The organism is Microbacterium sp. LWH3-1.2 (assembly GCF_040675855.1).
GTDB lineage: Bacteria > Actinomycetota > Actinomycetes > Actinomycetales > Microbacteriaceae > Microbacterium.
The window spans coordinates 3,171,885-3,189,234 of the sequence record NZ_JBEGIK010000001.1 but is presented as its reverse complement, the minus strand read 5'-3'; the positions used below and the strand labels follow the sequence as shown (position 1 = coordinate 3,189,234).

13 protein-coding genes are annotated in these 17,350 nt (G+C 68.5%); 10 read left to right on the top strand and 3 right to left on the bottom strand.

From position 1 onward, the window contains the following. Positions 1–89 precede the first annotated feature (89 nt). From gcvT to gcvP, 3 genes are read left to right on the top strand one after another with little or no spacing between them, the layout of a single operon-like run. Positions 90–1,208 carry a glycine cleavage system aminomethyltransferase GcvT gene (gene gcvT, locus MRBLWH3_RS14885; RefSeq protein ID WP_363433426.1) on the top strand — a complete coding sequence of 373 codons (1,119 nt, stop codon included), beginning with the start codon at positions 90–92 and terminating at the stop codon, positions 1,206–1,208. Beyond that, complete coding sequence (gcvH, locus tag MRBLWH3_RS14880; protein ID WP_363433423.1) at positions 1,205–1,588, top strand: glycine cleavage system protein GcvH; 384 nt, start codon at positions 1,205–1,207, stop codon at positions 1,586–1,588. The genes gcvT and gcvH overlap by 4 nt, the downstream gene beginning before the upstream one ends. Next, positions 1,585–4,476: an aminomethyl-transferring glycine dehydrogenase gene (gene gcvP, locus MRBLWH3_RS14875; protein WP_363433420.1), complete on the top strand. Its 2,892-nt coding sequence runs from the start codon at positions 1,585–1,587 to the stop codon at positions 4,474–4,476. Before gcvH ends, gcvP begins: the two co-directional genes overlap by 4 nt. 229 nt (positions 4,477–4,705) lie before the next feature. On the opposite strand, the gene MRBLWH3_RS14870 is transcribed toward gcvP, so the two are convergent. Together MRBLWH3_RS14870 and MRBLWH3_RS14865 are read right to left on the bottom strand one after the other, a co-directional pair. Next, a complete protein-coding gene (locus MRBLWH3_RS14870) occupies positions 4,706–5,689 on the bottom strand; it encodes a hypothetical protein (RefSeq protein WP_363433417.1) in 984 nt (327 codons plus the stop codon). A gap of 290 nt (positions 5,690–5,979) precedes the next feature. Then, the gene (locus MRBLWH3_RS14865) at positions 5,980–6,849 is read right to left on the bottom strand and encodes a CPBP family intramembrane glutamic endopeptidase (protein ID WP_363433415.1); all 870 of its coding nucleotides are present in this window, start codon (positions 6,847–6,849) and stop codon (positions 5,980–5,982) included. Positions 6,850–7,013: 164 nt separating this feature from the next. Here MRBLWH3_RS14865 and MRBLWH3_RS14860 point away from each other — a divergent pair, with 164 nt between their 5' ends. The 3 genes from MRBLWH3_RS14860 to MRBLWH3_RS14850 all read left to right on the top strand — a co-directional run bounded on the left by MRBLWH3_RS14860 (position 7,014) and on the right by MRBLWH3_RS14850 (position 11,665). Then, positions 7,014–8,819 carry an ABC transporter family substrate-binding protein gene (locus MRBLWH3_RS14860; RefSeq protein ID WP_363433412.1) on the top strand — a complete coding sequence of 602 codons (1,806 nt, stop codon included), beginning with the start codon at positions 7,014–7,016 and terminating at the stop codon, positions 8,817–8,819. A gap of 171 nt (positions 8,820–8,990) precedes the next feature. Then, entirely contained in the window at positions 8,991–10,526 is a 1,536-nt protein-coding gene (locus tag MRBLWH3_RS14855; protein WP_363433409.1) for an ABC transporter permease, read from the top strand. Beyond that, positions 10,526–11,665, top strand: a complete 1,140-nt coding sequence (locus tag MRBLWH3_RS14850; protein WP_363433406.1) for an ABC transporter permease — start codon at positions 10,526–10,528, stop codon at positions 11,663–11,665. The genes MRBLWH3_RS14855 and MRBLWH3_RS14850 overlap by 1 nt, the downstream gene beginning before the upstream one ends. 26 nt (positions 11,666–11,691) lie before the next feature. Here the strand turns inward: MRBLWH3_RS14850 and MRBLWH3_RS14845 are convergent, their stop codons facing one another. Beyond that, entirely contained in the window at positions 11,692–12,300 is a 609-nt protein-coding gene (locus MRBLWH3_RS14845; RefSeq protein ID WP_363433404.1) for a PH domain-containing protein, read from the bottom strand. A gap of 35 nt (positions 12,301–12,335) precedes the next feature. Here MRBLWH3_RS14845 and MRBLWH3_RS14840 point away from each other — a divergent pair, with 35 nt between their 5' ends. The 4 genes from MRBLWH3_RS14840 to MRBLWH3_RS14825 all read left to right on the top strand — a co-directional run bounded on the left by MRBLWH3_RS14840 (position 12,336) and on the right by MRBLWH3_RS14825 (position 17,302). Further along, positions 12,336–14,096, top strand: coding sequence for an ABC transporter ATP-binding protein (locus tag MRBLWH3_RS14840; RefSeq protein ID WP_363433401.1), 1,761 nt, complete (start codon positions 12,336–12,338; stop codon positions 14,094–14,096). Positions 14,097–14,185: 89 nt separating this feature from the next. Next, positions 14,186–16,099 (top strand): translational GTPase TypA, encoded by a 1,914-nt coding sequence (gene typA / locus MRBLWH3_RS14835; RefSeq protein WP_363433399.1) that lies wholly within the window; start codon positions 14,186–14,188, stop codon positions 16,097–16,099. Positions 16,100–16,229: 130 nt separating this feature from the next. Next, complete coding sequence (locus tag MRBLWH3_RS14830; protein WP_363433396.1) at positions 16,230–16,991, top strand: AzlC family ABC transporter permease; 762 nt, start codon at positions 16,230–16,232, stop codon at positions 16,989–16,991. Continuing rightward, the gene (locus tag MRBLWH3_RS14825; protein ID WP_363433394.1) at positions 16,988–17,302 is read left to right on the top strand and encodes an AzlD domain-containing protein; all 315 of its coding nucleotides are present in this window, start codon (positions 16,988–16,990) and stop codon (positions 17,300–17,302) included. Before MRBLWH3_RS14830 ends, MRBLWH3_RS14825 begins: the two co-directional genes overlap by 4 nt. The last annotated feature ends 48 nt before the right edge of the window (positions 17,303–17,350 follow it).

The window sequence follows — 17,350 nt, the reverse complement described above, 5'->3', positions numbered from 1 at the left end:
GACAGGACGGGCGAAACTCTCAGGCCCATGACAGAGGGGGAGTTCACAGGCGCCTTCCGGCGTCTGCCCGTCCGCGACCGGGAGAACTCATGACAGAACTCCGTACCACTGCCCTGCACGACCGCCACGAGGCGCTCGGCGCCTCCTTCACCGACTTCGGCGGCTGGCTCATGCCGGTGCGCTACAGCTCCGACCTCGCCGAGCACCACGCGGTGCGATCCGGCGCGGGTCTCTTCGATATCTCGCACATGGCCGAGTTCCTCGTCACGGGTCGCGGTGCAGCGGCGTTCCTCGACTACGCTCTCGCCGGCGCGATCTCGCCGATGCGTGTCGGCAAGGCGAAGTACTCGCTGGTGCTCGCCGAGTCCGGCGGCATCGTTGACGATGTGATCGTCTACCGCCTCGCCGACGACCGCTTCCTCGTGATCGCCAACGCCGGGAACCGGGATGCCGTCGCCGGCGCGTTCGCCAATCGCATCGGCGGCTTCGAGACCGAACTCGAGGACCAGACCGACGACACGTCGCTCATCGCCGTGCAGGGGCCTGCCGCGCGCGAGATCGTCGAGGCGACCCGGGGCATCGCCGACGTCGCCCCGACGTTCGTCGACCTCGGCTACTACGCGTGCTCCACCGGCACGTTCCACGGCGAGCCCCTGTTCATCGCGCGCACCGGCTACACCGGCGAGGACGGCTTCGAGCTCCTCGTGTCGAACGGTGCCGCGGCCGCGCTGTGGGACGCCCTGCTCGCGGCGGGGGAGCCGCTCGGGCTCGTGCCCGCAGGACTCGCCGCGCGCGACACGCTTCGCCTCGAAGCCGGCATGCCGCTCTACGGCCACGAGCTGTCGCTCGACATCGTCCCGGCCCAGGCGGGCCTCGGCCGCGTCGTCGCGGCCGACAAGGCCGACTTCGTCGGCAAGGCGGGACTCGGCGCCGTGGTCGCGTCCGATGCCCCCGTGCTCGTCGGCCTTTCCGGTGAGGGCCGCCGCGCCGGCCGCGCCGGCTACGCCGTGTTCGATGGCGCCGACTCCGCGGCCCCGGTGGGAGAGATCACGAGCGGTGCACTCAGCCCGACCCTGGGGCATCCCATCGCCATGGCGTTCGTCTCGCCCGCTGCGAGCGCGCCCGGAACCGAGCTCTTCATCGACGTGCGGGGTACCCGCATCCCCGCGACCGTGACCGAACTGCCCTTCTACCGGAGGAACAAATGACCGATCTCACCGCCCTCAAGTACACCGCCGAGCACGAGTGGGTCGCCCTGGAGGGCGACGTCGCGACGGTCGGCATCACCTCGTACGCCGCTGACAAGCTCGGTGACGTCGTGTTCGTCGAGCTCCCCGCCGTGGGGAGCTCCGTGACCGCGGCGACCGTCGTAGGCGAGATCGAGTCCACGAAGTCCGTCGGCGAGCTCTACGCGCCGCTCACCGGCGAGGTCGTCGAGGTCAACGACGCCGTGGTCGACGACCCTTCGCTCGTGAACGCCGATCCGTTCGGCGCCGGCTGGCTCGTCAAGATCACGGTCGACCCCGCCGCCGTCGCGGATCTCCTCGACCGCGACGCGTACGTCTCGCTCACGGGCGGCGCCGAATGACGGGTCTGTTCGCCGACCGTCACATCGGGACGGATGCTGCGGCCCAGCGCACGATGCTCGACGCGCTGGGATACGACAGCGTCGACGCGCTCGTCGAGGCGGCGGTCCCGGCATCCATCCATGCCAAGCCTCGCGCGACGAGCGACATCCCACCCGCGGCGACCGAGGCCGAGGCGCTCGCCGAGCTCCGCGTGCTGGCGTCGCAGAACCGCACGGCGCGCGCGATGATCGGGCTGGGATACTACGACACGCTCACGCCATCGGTGATCGCGCGCAACGTGCTGGAGAACCCCTCCTGGTACACCGCTTACACGCCGTACCAGCCCGAGATCTCGCAGGGACGCCTCGAGGCGCTCATCAACTTCCAGACGATGGTGACCGACCTCACCGGGCTCGCGACGGCGAACGCCTCGATGCTCGATGAGTCGACCGCCGTCGTCGAGGGCATGCTGGTGGCCCGGCGTGCGTCGAAGGCGGCGTCGAACGTGTTCGTGGTCGACGCCGACGCGCTGCCGCAGACGAAGGCGCTCCTCGCGCACCGCGCGGCCGCCGTCGGCATCGAGCTCGTCGAACTCGACCTCGCCCGGGGCGCGATCCTTCCCGACGAGCTGTTCGGCGTGCTCGTGCAGTATCCGGGCGCGTCGGGCAACGTGTGGGACCCGGCCGGAGTGGTCGACGCTGCCCACGTGGCCGGGGGCCTCGTCGTGGTCGCGGCCGACCTCCTCGCGCTCACGCTGCTGCGCTCGCCCGGCTCGCTCGGCGCAGACGTCGCCGTGGGCACGACGCAGCGCTTCGGCGTGCCGCTCGGCTTCGGCGGCCCGCACGCCGGCTACATGGCGGTGCGCCAGGGACTGGAGCGTCAGCTGCCCGGGCGCCTCGTCGGCGTCTCGCAGGACGCCGCCGGCCACCCCGCGTACCGCCTCGCCCTGCAGACGCGCGAGCAGCACATCCGCCGTGAGAAGGCCACGTCGAACATCTGCACGTCGCAGGTGCTGCTGGCCGTCATGGCCTCGATGTACGCGGTGTACCACGGACCCGACGGGCTGCGTGCGATCGCGACCGACGTCGCGAAGAAGGCGGAGGCGCTCGCCGATCGGCTGCGCTCGTACGGACTCCCGCTGCGCTCCGACTCGTTCTTCGACACCATCCGCGTCGCGACGCCCGGTGCGTCGCGCCGCGTGATCGAGCGCGCCCGCGAGCGCGGCTACCAGCTGTTCTGGGTGGACGACGCGACGGTCGGCGTCTCGGTCGACGAGACGACGACCGCCGCCGACCTCGCCGCCGTCGCGTGGGCCTTCGGACTGCCCGAGCACGAATTCCTCGGTGCGGGGGAGCAGGGCGAACGCGTGCTTGCCTTCGCGGATGCTGCACCCCTGGCGGGTGTGCCGTCGGGGCTGCACCGCGTCGAGGAATTCCTCACACACCCGGTGTTCAACTCGCACCGCTCCGAGACGGCGATGATGCGCTACCTCAAGCAGCTCTCCGACCGCGACTACGCGCTGGATCGCGGCATGATCCCGCTGGGCTCGTGCACCATGAAGCTCAACGCGGCGACCGAGATGGCCGCCGTGTCGTGGCCCGAGTTCTCGCGCGTGCACCCGTTCGCGCCCGAGGACGACGTGCGCGGCTACCTCGCGATGATCGAGCAGCTCGAGGTGTGGCTCGCCGAGGTCACCGGGTACGACGCGGTGTCGCTGCAGCCCAACGCCGGTTCGCAGGGCGAGCTCGCGGGACTCATGGCGATCCGGGGCTACCACCGCGCGAACGGCGATCACGCTCGCACGGTGTGCCTCATCCCGTCGTCCGCGCACGGCACGAACGCGGCGTCCGCCGTGCTCGCGGGCATGCGCGTCGTCGTGGTCGCGTGCGACGAGGCCGGCAACGTCGACCTCGGCGATCTGCGCGCGAAGATCGCGGCGCACGCCGACGAGCTCGCGGCGCTCATGATCACGTACCCGTCGACGCACGGGGTCTACGAGCACGACGTGCTCGACATCACGCAGGCCGTGCACGACGCCGGCGGTCAGGTGTACGTCGATGGCGCGAACCTCAACGCACTCCTCGGCTACGCGCGCTTCGGCGACCTGGGCGGCGACGTCTCGCACCTGAATCTGCACAAGACGTTCGCCATCCCGCACGGCGGGGGCGGCCCCGGCGTCGGCCCGGTGGCGGCGAAGGCGCACCTCGCGCCCTACCTGCCCTCGCACCCGCTGTCGCAGCGAAAGGACCACGCGGGCGGCGTCTTCGACGGCGGCCCCATCTCGGCCGCACCGCATGGATCGGCCGGCATCCTTCCGATCTCTTGGGCGTACGTCCGGATGATGGGCGCCGAAGGACTGCGCAGTGCGACGGCGGCCGCGGTGCTCGCCGCGAACTACATCGCCGTGCGCCTGCGCGACCACTACCCGGTTCTCTACACCGGCGAGGACGGACTCGTCGCCCACGAGTGCATCCTCGACCTGCGTCCGCTCAAGGAGGCGACCGGGGTCTCGGTCGACGACGTCGCCAAGCGTCTCATCGACTACGGCTTCCACGCCCCGACGATGTCGTTCCCCGTCGCGGGCACGCTCATGGTCGAGCCGACGGAGTCCGAGGACCTCCCCGAGATCGAGCGCTTCATCGAGGCGATGATCGCCATCAAGGCCGAGGCCGACCGCGTCGGCGCGGGGGAGTGGCCGCAGGACGACAACCCGCTCGTGAACGCACCGCACACCGCCGAGTCCGCGGTCTCGGGCTCGTGGGAGCACCCCTACTCGCGGGAGACCGCCGTGTACCCGGTGCACACGCTGGTCCGCACGAAGTACTGGCCCCCGGTCCGCCGCATCGACCAGGCCTACGGCGACCGCAACCTCGTGTGCGCCTGCCCGCCGATCGAGGCCTTCGCCTGACGCGCCTTTGAGCCGACGGGATGCCGAGCTCCGCGGCATCCCGTCGCTCTCGCCTGCCCGTCGCTCCCGTTGTGCCGGTCGCCCCGGTGGTGCGCGTCCCCCCACCCATTCTTGCGAGGCTTCATCGGCGCACCGAGTGTTGAGCGGCGACACGTGGTCTCGGTGCACCGATGAAGTCTCGAGCGACGACGCGCGGGCGACGACGAGCGGGCACGACGAGCGGGCAGGGTCAGCTTCGGGGCGCGCGAGAACCGGGGGCGAGCAATCGCGTCAGCGAACGCAGCTCGGCGGTGTCTTCAGGACGCTCCGGTCTCAGCCCCGCCGCGATCAGGGCGGCGCGCAGTGGCGCGACGTGAGTCGCCTCGTACCAGCCCCAGTGGACAGTCGCCGCTACTCCCCGCTCGAGTAGTCGGGCGTCCCGCACGCGGCGGGCGCGCAGCATGGTTGCCGCGTCCATACCTGCATACTTCGCGTCACCGTCCGCCTCACCGCCGATTCTGGCGGCCTGCCACCAGTAGTCCAGCCGGAGGTCATCCTCGACCGTCTCCCCGTTGAACCGCTGCTGCAACTCGGGGACTGGGAACCCGAGCCACTCGATCACGGCGAGGCTGACGACCTCGAGAGTGGACTCGGGAACGCCCGTCGCACGGTCGAACACCCAGGCGGCGTGGCGCCGGCCGCGGCTGCTCCGCCGCGCGAGGTTCAGCGATCGCATGGCGGCGACGTCCACATCGTGATGGTGCCGAAGTACGCTGCACGCACCGGCCAGCCCGACGGCATGGTGATGGTGACGAGCCAGGTCTACTGCGATCTCGAGCGGAGCCGCGACCAGCAGCCCGCCGAGCTCCTCATGCTGCGGCAGCCGTTCGGCGATATGAACCCTGGTGCCGGAGACGACACGGGCGGTCGCCGCCGGACCCGCCACCACGTGAACGTCGCGAGGTTCACCGAAGACGGGCAGGCCGCGCAGCGCCGCGGCCGACTCGCGCACGAAGATGGCATCCGGATGGCGGGCAGCGGCGGCATGGACTCGAGCAAGATAGCGATCCCACGGCGCCAGTGCATGCCAAGCGCCGGCATCGGCGTAGACTCCGCGGGTCACCACGACCCAGCGACCTTGACGGATCGCGCGATCGGCGTGGGGCTCAGCGCTGCGTCGGAACAGCTCGAGCGGGCTGGGGACGACGTCGGGGGCGGATACATGGACGCGCATCGACCCAGCGTGCTCCCTTCGCACCACGTCGTGACGCGGCATCCGTCCCATCGCTGCACAACCCACGCATCAGCGTCGCTGTGGAGGACGCGCGCCGCGATGCCTTCGCCACGCCGTCCACAGATCGCCGCGAGACGTCATCTGCGCACCGAGACGTCGATGGGGGACAGCAGTCTCGGCGCGCCGTCGAAGTCTCGCGGGGAGGCGGCCGGCGGGGCGGCGGGAACAGCTGTGGGTGAGGGCGGGCAGGAGCGGGGACGGATGCTGCGGCCACGGGCATCCGCGAGCCGTCAGGCTGCGGGGGCCGGCGTCGGGGTCGGGGTGGGTGTGGGCGTCGGCGTGGGGATGGGGGCGAAGACGCCGGGCCACAGCGCGGCCGCGAGCGGATACCCGACGAAGGCGACGACGTCGAGGAGCGTGTGCGCGATGACGAGCGGCATGACGCGGCCCCAGCGCCGGTAGCACCAGCCGAAGACGACGCCCATCACGACGTTTCCGACGATCGCACCGATGCCCTGGTACGCGTGATATGCGCCGCGCAGGGCGGCGGAGGTCAGGATGATGGCCCAGTCGTTCCAGCCGAACCGGCGCAGCCGGTCGAACAGGTAGCCGATGAAGATGACCTCCTCGGTCAATCCGGCTCGCAACGCCGACAGCACCAGCAGCGGCACCGTCCACCACGCCGCGTCGAGAGGGGACGCGACCACCGCGACGGTGACGCCGAGCGCGCGACCGGCCGCGTAGAGAGCGAGGCCTGGCACGCCGATGACGGCGGCGAGAAGGATGCCGCGGCCGAGGTCTCCGCCGAACCTCGAGAAGTCGAGTCCGATGCGGCGCAGCGCGTTGCTCCCCGGCTCCCAGAGGAGGTAGACGACGAGCGCCACGAGCGCGAGTGCGAAGAAGACGGCGAGCAGCTGGTACAGGATGTCCCAGACGGCCTGCGCGTCACGCGAAGGGTTCACCTGCGTCTGCTGCTGGCCCAGCGGCACCGGCGCGAGGAGCTTGCGCACGAGCGACAGCACCGAGTACACGGCGGACTGTCCGACCGTGATCGCCAGGACGATCCAGACCTCCCAGGTCAGGCGGCGCCTGTCGTACTTCGAGAGGGGCGAGAGCGTAGTGGAAACCCCACTGTTTGCGGGAGGGGTTAGCGGCGTCATCTTGTCAGATTGTCACACTCCAGATCGATTGAGTTAAGGCTCTGTAACGTTTTCGCCGTTTGTTTTGACCATCTCAGTAGGGGTGCTTATCGTTTTCCCATCCGCGCGCAGGTCCGGCTCGAGTCGGATTGGCGTGCAAGTGTCCCTTTTCACAGGAGGAAAGAGTGTCTGAAAAGACGTGGCGCAAGCGCGCCCTTGCGGCGGGAGTCGGGGTCAGCGCGCTGACCCTCGTCCTTGCCGCGTGCTCGGCGCCAGGAGGCGGCGACAACGAGGAGTCCGCCCCCGAGGTGGTCGACACGCAGATCATCCTTGCCGAGACGAACGAGACGACGAGCTTTAACCCTGCCACCCCGCAGAGCAACCTCGACATCAACGGCAAGCTCTGGTACGCGACGCACGAGACCTTCGCCTACATCAACGACCAGATGGAAGTCGTGCCGAACGAGTCGTTCGGCACGATGGAGAAGGTCTCCGACGACCCGCTGACAGTCACGTACACCCTGAACGAGAACGCACAGTGGTCTGACGGCACGCCGGTGACTACCGACGACCTGCTTCTCGGCTGGGCTTCCGGTTCCGGGTACTACGACGACGCGACGCTCGATGACGAGGGCACCGTCACCGGCGGAACCCAGTACTTCACCATCGCAGGCTCGACGTCCGGACTCTCCGACACTGAGGTGCCCGAGGTGAGCGAAGACAAGAAGTCGCTGACGCTCGTCTACGACGTTCCTTACGTGGACTGGAACCTCCAGTGGCTCTTCGACCAAGACGCCAACCCGCTTCCCTTCCACGTCGTGGCTGAGAAGGCCGGCGTGACGTCGGAGGAGTTCATGGAGGCGCTCACCTCGACGCCCCGTGGCAATCCCGACGCCCCCGTCGAGCCGAACGCCACGATCAAGGCCGTCGCCGACGTCTGGAACACCGGCTTCGACGTGACGTCGCTTCCCGACGACGAGTCGCTCTACCTCTCGAACGGTCCGTTCATCGTCGATTCGTGGGAGCCCACCCAGTCGATGACGCTCAAGATCAACGAGAACTACAAGGGCGACCGTGACCCCGCGTACTCGAACCTGGTCTTCCGGTTCGTCGGTGACTCGCAGGCCCAGGTGACCGCGCTCCAGAACGGCGAGGTCGACATCATCAACCCGCAGGCGGGTGGCGACACGCTGCAGCTCCTCGAGAGCATCGACGGCATCGAGATCCTCACGGGTCCGCAACTCTCGTACGACCACGTGGATCTGTCCCACCGCGGCGAGTGGGCCGATCCCGCCGTCCGCGAGGCGTTCATGAAGATCATCCCGCGCCAGCAGATCGTCGACACCGTGGTGAAGCCGATCAACCCGGACGCCTCGGTCCTCAACTCGCAGACGTTCGTCACCTCGCAGGGCGCGCCTTACGAGAAGACCGTCGAGACGAACGGATCCGACGCGTACGCCGAGGTCGACGTCGAGGGCGCCAAGGAGCTCCTCGCCGGACGCACCCCCACGGCGCGCATCCTCTACAACATCAACAACCCGAACCGCGTCGCAGCGTTCGAGGCCATCCAGGCCACGGCGACCGAGGCCGGCTTCAAGGTGGAGGACATCGGTCGTGAGGACTGGAGCGCACAGCTCTCGAGCGACATCTACGACGTCTCGATCTTCGGGTGGATCTCGCCCGGTGTCGGCAACGAGGACATTCCGCAGATCTTCGCGTCGGACGGTGGGTCGAACTTCACGGGTGTGAGCATCCCCGAGGTCGATGAGCTCGCGGCTCAGATCCAGCAGATGACCGACCCGGCAGATGTCGAGGAGGCCCGCATCAAGGTGGACCAGCTGCTCTTCGAGGACTTCTACGGCCTGCCGATCTTCCAGAGCCCCGGCGTGGAAGCCCACACCGACCGGATCTCGGGCGTGACCTTCATGGCCAACCAGACCGGTCCGATCTGGAACTTCTGGGAGTGGACCGCTGAGGAGACGGCTGAGTAATCAGCTGATCGTCTGACGCACGCACGACACTTGGGGCGTCGGGAATCCACCCGGCGCCCCAAGCGCGTGCTGCCCTCACCGTCCACACTACGGCCGCACACGTCGTCATCCCCGACACCCTGGGGATGCCTGAGCGCGGCTGATAACGTTTGTCCATGAAGGGGCAACCCAGTGCTTAGTTTCGTTCTGCGGCGCATCGGGGTCTCGATCCTCATCCTCATCGCCGCATCCTTCATCATGTACACCTTGGTGTCGCTCGCGAAGGATCCCCTCCAGGATCTCTACGCCTCCAACAGCCCCAACAAGGATGCGCTCATCGCCCAGCGCACCGAATGGCTGAATCTCGACCAGCCGATCCCGGTCAGGTGGTTGGGCTGGCTCGCCGGCGCGGCGCGTTGCGTCATCCCCTTCGGCGGATGCGACCTGGGTGTCACCATTCAGAACCAGGACGTCTCCGTGCTGCTCGGCCGCGCGATGTCCTCCACTCTTCAGCTCGTGACAGCCGCCACGATCTTCGCGATCGTGCTGGGTATCACCGTCGGCATCATCTCCGCGCTCCGCCAGTACAGCGCCGTCGACTACACGTTCACCTTCTCGAGCTTCTTCCTCTACTCGCTCCCCTCGTTCCTGATGGGTGTGCTGCTCAAGGTGTTCGTCGCCCTCGGGTTCAACAACTGGCTGCAAGACCCCGTCTTCTCCTGGGCCTGGATCATCGGCCTTGCGCTGATATCCGGCATCTTCTGGCAGGCGGTCATCGGGGGGGCCCGGCAGCGCCGCCTGGTCGTCTTCGTAGCCTCGGTGCTCGTCACCGGCCTGATGGTCTACGGGATGTCGGTCACGGAGTGGTTCCTCGACCCGTCGATCGGACCCGTTCTCACCCCGCTCCTCATCGCCGCGTTCGGCGCGTCGATGGTCCTGCTGATCGCCGGCGCGAGGGCGCGCTACGCGTGGCGGACGGCCGGGGTGACGGTGCTCGTGCTCGTCGCGGCCTACTTCGCACTCAATCCGTTCCTCCAGTCCTTCAACGTCTGGGGCGTCATCGCCCTCTTCTTCATCGCTGGCGCTGCGGGCGGGGTGGTCGGATTCTTCCTCGGCGAGTTCGACAAGGGCCCAGCGATCCGGATCGGCGTGCTCACCGGAGTGCTCGGGATGGGGGTGATCATCGTCGACCAATACATGCGCAACTGGAACTCCTACGTCAACAATCCGCGGATCAACGGACGACCCATCCCGACGGTCGGCTCCGAGACCCCGAACCTTCAGGGCGACTTCTGGATCCAGAGCACTGACACGTTCATGCACCTGTTGCTGCCGACGATCAGCCTGATGCTGATCTCGTTCGCCGGCTACACGCGGTACGCCCGCGGCGGCATGCTCGAGACCCTCAACCAGGACTACATCCGGACGGCTCGCGCGAAGGGACTGCCTGAGCGAACCGTCGTCGTGCGGCACGCGTTCCGCAACTCCCTGATTCCGATCACCACGATCGTCGCGGCCGACGTCGGCGCTCTCATCGGGGGCGCGATCATCACCGAGCGCATCTTCGCGTTCAGCGGGATGGGAGCCCTGTTCAACAGCGGTCTCAACAACTCAGATCCCAATCCGGTGATGGCGTACTTCGTCGTGATCGCCGTCGTCGCGATCACCTTCAACTTCCTCGCCGACCTCGCGTACTCGGCACTAGACCCGAGAGTGAGGGTCAAGTGATGACGATCCCCATTGGAGAGAACTTCGAAGCTCCCTCGGAGCCGGCCGCCGACCCGACCCAGGTGCTGACCGCAGAGGAAAAGGGGTTGAGCCAGGGACGGTTGATCCTGCGAAGGTTCCTGGCCCACAAGCCCGCCCTCGTCAGCATCGTGCTGTTCGTGCTCATCGTCGGGTTCGCGATCTCCGCGACCGGCATCTTCGGTATCCCCGGCTGGTGGAAGTGGAACTACACCTCGCTGCTGCCGATCCAGAATGGCGGGAAGCCGACCCTCACGCTGTGGCCGTTCTCGCTGGGAGACCACCCCTTCGGTCAGAACAACGTGGGCAAGGACTACTTCGCGATGGTCATGCGCGGCCTCGTCAACTCCGCCTACATCATGTTCATCATCGGCGGCATCGCGGCCTTCATCGGGGTCGTGGTCGGCGCGATCGCCGGGTACTACCGCGGCTGGGTGGACTCCGTCCTCATGCGTCTGACGGACATCGTGATCGTGATCCCGATCATCGTCATCGGCGCCGTGGTCGGCTCGGCAGTGGGTGGGCTCGGGCCGCTGGTTCTCGCGATCTTCCTGGGATTCTTCGCGTGGACCGGAATCGCGCGACTGGTGCGGGCCGAGTTCCTGTCGCTGCGAGAGCGCGAGTTCGTCGAAGCGGCGCGCGTGGCGGGAGCCTCGGATCTGCGGATCATCTTCCGGCACATCCTCCCCAACGCGATCGGGGTCGTGATCGTCTCGACGACACTGCTCATCGCGGCCGCCATCATCCTGGAGACGTCTCTCTCGTTCCTCGGCTACGGTGTGCGCAGTCCGGAGGTCTCGCTCGGATTGCTCATCAGCCAGAATGAGGCGGCGTTCCAGACGCGGCCGTGGCTGTTCTGGTGGCCTGCGGTGTTCATCGTGATCCTCTCGCTCCTCGTGAACTTCGTGGGCGATGGACTGCGGGATGCCTTCGACCCGCGGCAGAAGCGCATCCGCTTCAGCAAGGTGAAGGACCTGCCCGCCGATGCGGTCGTCGAGAGCGGAACCGCCACCGACGTCCCGGAGGGCGTCGTGATGACGACGGCCGGGGTCGCGGTCAATGACGGCGTCTCCAGCGACGAGTCCGCCGGTGCCTCCGGCGAGGGCGAGGTCCGCAGATGACCAGCGACGTGCGGGGGCTGCGGCTCTCAGCCCGTCAGCGCGAACACGACTACGGTGGCTGCAGCCAGCAGCGCGCCGGCGATGATCACGGTGGCGTCCCAGTGGCGCGACACGGTCAGTTCGTCCGCGACGCCGACAGTGACCAGGCCGCTGTCCAGCCTTCGCTCCCACTCGTCCCGCACGAGCGTTGCGGCGTCTCCGGAATCGCTCCCGAGGAGATCGCCCGTCCGCGGCGCGCCCCCCACGGACCTCGCCTCGCGGTGGAGCGGACGGCGGCCGATGATCTGCGAGGTCAGCATGCCGGGGGCGGGTGCGGACCACACCGCGAAGCGCCGACCGGGAGTGACGAGCGTCAGAGCATGCTTGGTGTCGACGTGGATCAGCGCCTCCCAGGGGATGTCGACGCTGTGCGTCACATTGCGCACGTGCACCCCCGCCCCGCTCACCGCTATTCCGGGGCGCCACAACGCGGCCCAGCCGAAGAACACCGCCAGCGCCGCCGCCGGGTAGATCCAGGCCATGCCGGGTTCCGAGCCCCACAGCGCGACGCCGGCGATCAGTGTCGCCGCCGCCCAGACCAGGATCGCCATGATCCGGTTGAAGCGGGAATGCAGGATGTCGTTCGCGTGCGCCACGCTCTTATTCTCACCCCCCATGTCAGGAACTTTGGATGAACCAGTCCCGAAACCGTTCGTCGTATGACGGCCATCTGCTCGAGGTCAGTGGACTGTCCGTCGACTTCGCCGTCGACAACTATTGGGTACCCGCTGCCAAGAGCCTCGAATACTCGGTCGACGGCGGCAGCGCCCTGGCCATCGTCGGTGAATCCGGCTCGGGCAAGAGCGCGAGTTCGATGGCGATGCTCGGTCTGCTGCCCTCCAACGCGCGTGTGGGCGGCAGCGTCAAGCTCGCCGGTCGCGAGCTCATAGGTCTCAAGAAGGATGCCCTGCAACGAGTGCGCGGGAGTGAGATCGCCGTCATCTTCCAGGAACCCATGACCGCGCTGAATCCCGTGTACACGGTCGGCTCTCAGATCGTCGAGACGCTGCGCATCCACTTCGGCATCACGCCGAGTGCGGCGAAGGAGCGCGCCCTGGAGCTGCTGGAAATGGTCGAACTGCCCGATCCGCTCAAGGCGTTCAGCTCCTATCCGCACCAGCTGTCGGGCGGTCAGCGTCAGCGCGCGATGATCGCTCAGTCGATCTCGTGCGATCCATGGCTTCTTATCGCCGACGAGCCGACGACGGCGCTGGATGTGACCGTGCAGGCGGAGATCCTCGATCTCATGCGCGACCTGCGGCATCGACTGGATTCGGCGATCCTGCTCATCACCCACGACATGGGGGTGGTCGCCGACCTCGCCGACGACATCGTCGTGATGCGCAAGGGGGAGATCGTCGAGCGTGGAACGGTCGAAGGGGTCTTCGCCAGCCCGCAGCATCCTTACACGCAGCAATTGCTCGCCGCCGTGCCGCGGATCGGCGATGCGCAGGGCGAATCGATCGACACGACCGCGGCGCTCGCAGGTGACACGTCGGTGATCCGCCTGGCCGAGGTCGCCGCACGTGAGGACGACAAGCGGCGCGGGGGTCTCGGCGCTCCCGTGCTCGACTTCCAGGATGTCGCGATCGACTACCCGAAGCGCGGCCGAGTTCCCGCGTTCCGCGCGGTGGAGCACGCGAACTTCTCCATCTACCCCGGTGAGGTCACGGGCCTCGTGGGCGAGTCCGGTTCGGGCAAGACCACGGTGGGCCGCGCCGCCATCGGACTCCTTCCGATCGCCGACGGCAAGGCCGAGGTGGTCGGCTATGACATCTCGAAGGCCGACCGGCGCCTCCTGCACAAGGTGCACAAGGACGTCGGCATCGTCTTCCAGGACCCGTCGTCGTCGCTCAATCCGCGTCTGCCGATCGGCCAGTCCATCGGCGAGCCGATGCTCCTGGCGGGGCTCGCGAAGGGCCGTGGGCTCGATGTGAAGGTGCAGGAGCTGCTGGATGCGGTCGAGCTGCCCCGCTCTTACCGCAACCGGTACCCGCACGAGCTGTCGGGCGGTCAGAAGCAGCGCGTCGGCATCGCGCGTGCCCTGTCGCTGCAGCCCAAGCTGCTCATCGCGGACGAGCCGACCTCGGCGTTGGACGTGTCGGTGCAGGCCACGGTCCTGCAGCTGCTGCGACAGCTTCAGGCCGACATGGGATTCGCGTGCCTCTTCATCAGTCACGACCTCGCAGTCGTCGACTCGCTGGCCGACCGCATCATCGTGATGCACCACGGCAAGATCGTGGAGCAGGGCGCGACGGGTCAGATCCTGCGCGCGCCCCAGGAGGACTACACGCGTCGCCTCATCGCGGCGATCCCGGTGCCGGACCCCGAGGAGCAGCGCGTGCGCCGCGAAGCGCGTGCCGCCCTGCTCGAGGCGGGCCTGGAGGGCTGATCCGGCGCCGAAAGGCGACACACAGCAGTGCCCAATAGAATGGGGATGCCGGCACTCCGGCATCCCCATTCTCTTTCAAGGATTCCCTCATGGCGCGCGCCCTCCGTCCGGACCTCCGCAACGTGGCTATCGTCGCTCACGTCGACCACGGCAAGACCACCCTCGTCGACGCGATGCTCCGCCAGACCGGCTCGTTCGGCGAGCACGCTCACGTCGAGGAGCGCGCGATGGACTCGAACGACCTCGAGCGCGAAAAGGGCATCACGATTCTCGCGAAGAACACCGCGATCACGTACAACGGTGCCCACACCGACGTCCCGGTCACCATCAACGTCATCGACACCCCCGGCCACGCCGACTTCGGCGGCGAGGTCGAGCGCGGCCTGTCGATGGTCGACGGCGTCGTGCTGCTCGTCGACGCGAGCGAGGGTCCGCTCCCGCAGACCCGCTTCGTCCTCCGCAAGGCGCTGGAGGCGAAGCTGCCCGTCATCCTCCTGGTCAACAAGACCGACCGCCCCGACGCGCGCATCGCCGAGGTCGAGGAGGAGGCGCACGACCTGCTGCTCGGGCTCGCGTCCGACCTTCACGAGGATGTGCCCGATCTCGACATCGACGCGTTGCTCGACGTCCCCGTCGTGTACGCGTCGGGCCGCGCGGGCGCAGCATCGCGTACCCGTCCCGCCAACGGCGAGCTCCCCGACAACGCCGACCTCGAGCCGTTGTTCGAGGCGATCCTCGAGCACGTGCCCGCTCCGTCGTACGACGACGAGGCGCCGCTGCAGGCGTGGGTCACGAACCTCGACTCGAGCCCGTTCCTCGGCCGCCTCGCGCTGCTGCGCGTCTTCAACGGCACGCTGAAGAAGGGTCAGACGGTCGCCTGGGTGCGTCACGACGGGACGCACTCGAACGCCCGCATCACCGAGCTCCTCAAGACGCGCGCGCTCGAGCGTTACCCTGCAGAGGAGGCTGGCCCCGGCGACATCGTCGCCATCGCCGGGATCGAGGAGATCACGATCGGCGAGACGATCGCCGACCCCGAGGACGTCCGGCCGCTCCCGGCGATCACGGTCGACGACCCCGCCATCTCGATGACGATCGGAACGAACACCTCTCCGCTGGTCGGCAAGGTCAAGGGGCACAAGGTCACCGCCCGTATGGTGAAGGACCGCCTGGACCGCGAGCTCATCGGCAACGTCTCGCTCAAGGTCGTCGACATCGGACGCCCCGACGCGTGGGAGGTGCAGGGCCGCGGCGAGCTCGCACTCGCGATCCTCGTCGAGAACATGCGCCGCGAGGGCTTCGAGCTCACCGTGGGCAAGCCGCAGGTCGTCACGCGCAAGGGCGAGGACGGCAAGGTCAAGGAGCCCTTCGAGCACCTTACGATCGACGCCCCCGAGGAGTACCTCGGCGCGATCACCCAGCTGATGGCATCGCGCAAGGGCCGTATGGAGACGATGGTCAACCACGGCACCGGCTGGGTGCGCATGGAGTTCATCGTGCCGTCGCGCGGCCTCATCGGGTTCCGCACCGAGTTCCTCTCGATGACGCGCGGCACCGGGATCGCCAACGCGATCTCACACGGCTACGACGACTGGGCGGGTCACATCGTCGCCCGCCAGAACGGTTCGATCGTGGCCGACCGTGCCGGCGTCGTCACCCCGTTCGCCATGATCGCGCTGCAGGAGCGGATGAGCTTCTTCGTGCAGCCCACCGAGGAGGTCTACGAGGGCATGGTCGTCGGCGAGAACTCGCGCGCCGACGACATGGATGTGAACATCACCAAGGAGAAGAAGCTCACGAACATGCGGTCCTCGACCGCTGACGCGTTCGAGTCGATGACTCCGCCGCGCCTCCTCTCGCTCGAGGAGAGCCTCGAGTTCGCCCGCGACGACGAATGCGTCGAGGTGACGCCCGAGAAGGTTCGCATCCGCAAGGTGATCCTCGACGCGACCGAGCGCGGCCGCGCCGCCTCGCGCCTCAAGCGCCAGGACGCCAACGCGTAGTCCTGGAACGGATGCCGCGACCCCGCGCCCTGCGAAGGCGCAGGGCCGCGGCATCCGTCGTGTCGGAAGGACGCGATCGGCGGGCGCGCGGCCCTGCGCCTGATGTCGGCCCCGTCGATAGCATGACGAGGTGACCCTCGACCCGCATTTCGACGCTGCGCCCAGCGCCGGCGAGGGCCGCAGGGCCGTGCGCGAGGGGCTCGGGGTCGCGCTGGCGACCAGTGCGTACGGCATCTCGTTCGGCGCTCTCGCGGTCGCCGCCGGGCTCGACGTCTGGCAGACGTGCGTGCTGAGTCTCGTGATGTTCACCGGCGGGTCGCAGTTCGCGTTCGTCGGCATCGTGGGTGCCGGGGGACTGGCCGCGGTGCCGGCCGCGATCCCGTCGGCGGCGCTGCTCGGGGTACGCAATGTGGCCTACGGCATCCGCATGTCTCCGGTGGTGGGCGCCGGGTTCTGGCGCCGCGCTGCTGCGGCGCAGTTCACGATCGACGAGTCGACGGCGGTGGCGCTCGCCCAGCGCTCACCGCACGCGCGGGCGCTGGGGTTCTGGGTGACCGGCATCGGGATCTACGTCGGCTGGAACCTGTCGACGCTCGCGGGCGCGCTGCTCGGCGACGTGCTCGGCGACGTCCGCGCCTACGGGCTCGACGCGGCGGCGGCCGCGGCGTTCCTCGCGCTGCTGTGGCCGCGCCTGCGCGCGCGGCAGCCCATCGTGGTCGGCGTGGCCGCGGCCGTCGTCGCGACCGTCCTCACGCCGGTCCTCATGCCTGGTCTCCCGGTCATCGTCGCGGCACTCGTCGCGATCGTGGTCGGCGCGACGAACTGGCTCGGCAGAGACGACCGGGTGGACGCCGAACCTGACGACGTCGCCGAGCGGGAGGGGCTGCCGTGACGATGTGGACCGCCATCCTCGCGGCCTCGATCATCTGCGTCGCGCTCAAGACCGTGGGGTATCTCATCCCTTCGAACTGGGTCGAGGCGCCCACGCCGATGCGCATCGCGGACCTCCTCACGGTAGCGCTGCTCGCGGCCCTCGTCGCCGTGCAGACCCTCGGCGCGGGGCAGGCGGTCGTGGTCGATGCGCGGGTTCCCGCCGTGCTCGTCGCGGCGGGCCTGCTGATGCTGCGGGCGCCGTTCCTCGTCGTGGTGATCGCTGCGGCGCTCGTGGCAGCGCTGCTGCGGCTGTGGGGCTGGGCGGCGTGACCCGCTGGCCAAGCCGGCACGGGGCGAGCGGGAGTGCCGACATCCGCT

Bases quoted from the DNA above. Each gene is read 5' to 3' on its own strand.
- MRBLWH3_RS14865 (WP_363433415.1), bottom strand. From the start codon at position 6,849: ATGACGCCGCTAACCCCTCCCGCAAACAGTGGGGTTTCCACTACGCTC.
- typA (WP_363433399.1), top strand. From the start codon at position 14,186: ATGGCGCGCGCCCTCCGTCCGGACCTCCGCAACGTGGCTATCGTCGCT.
- gcvP (WP_363433420.1), top strand. From the start codon at position 1,585: ATGACGGGTCTGTTCGCCGACCGTCACATCGGGACGGATGCTGCGGCC.
- MRBLWH3_RS14850 (WP_363433406.1), top strand. From the start codon at position 10,526: ATGACGATCCCCATTGGAGAGAACTTCGAAGCTCCCTCGGAGCCGGCC.
- MRBLWH3_RS14870 (WP_363433417.1), bottom strand. From the start codon at position 5,689: ATGCGCGTCCATGTATCCGCCCCCGACGTCGTCCCCAGCCCGCTCGAG.
- MRBLWH3_RS14840 (WP_363433401.1), top strand. From the start codon at position 12,336: ATGAACCAGTCCCGAAACCGTTCGTCGTATGACGGCCATCTGCTCGAG.
- gcvH (WP_363433423.1), top strand. From the start codon at position 1,205: ATGACCGATCTCACCGCCCTCAAGTACACCGCCGAGCACGAGTGGGTC.
- gcvT (WP_363433426.1), top strand. From the start codon at position 90: ATGACAGAACTCCGTACCACTGCCCTGCACGACCGCCACGAGGCGCTC.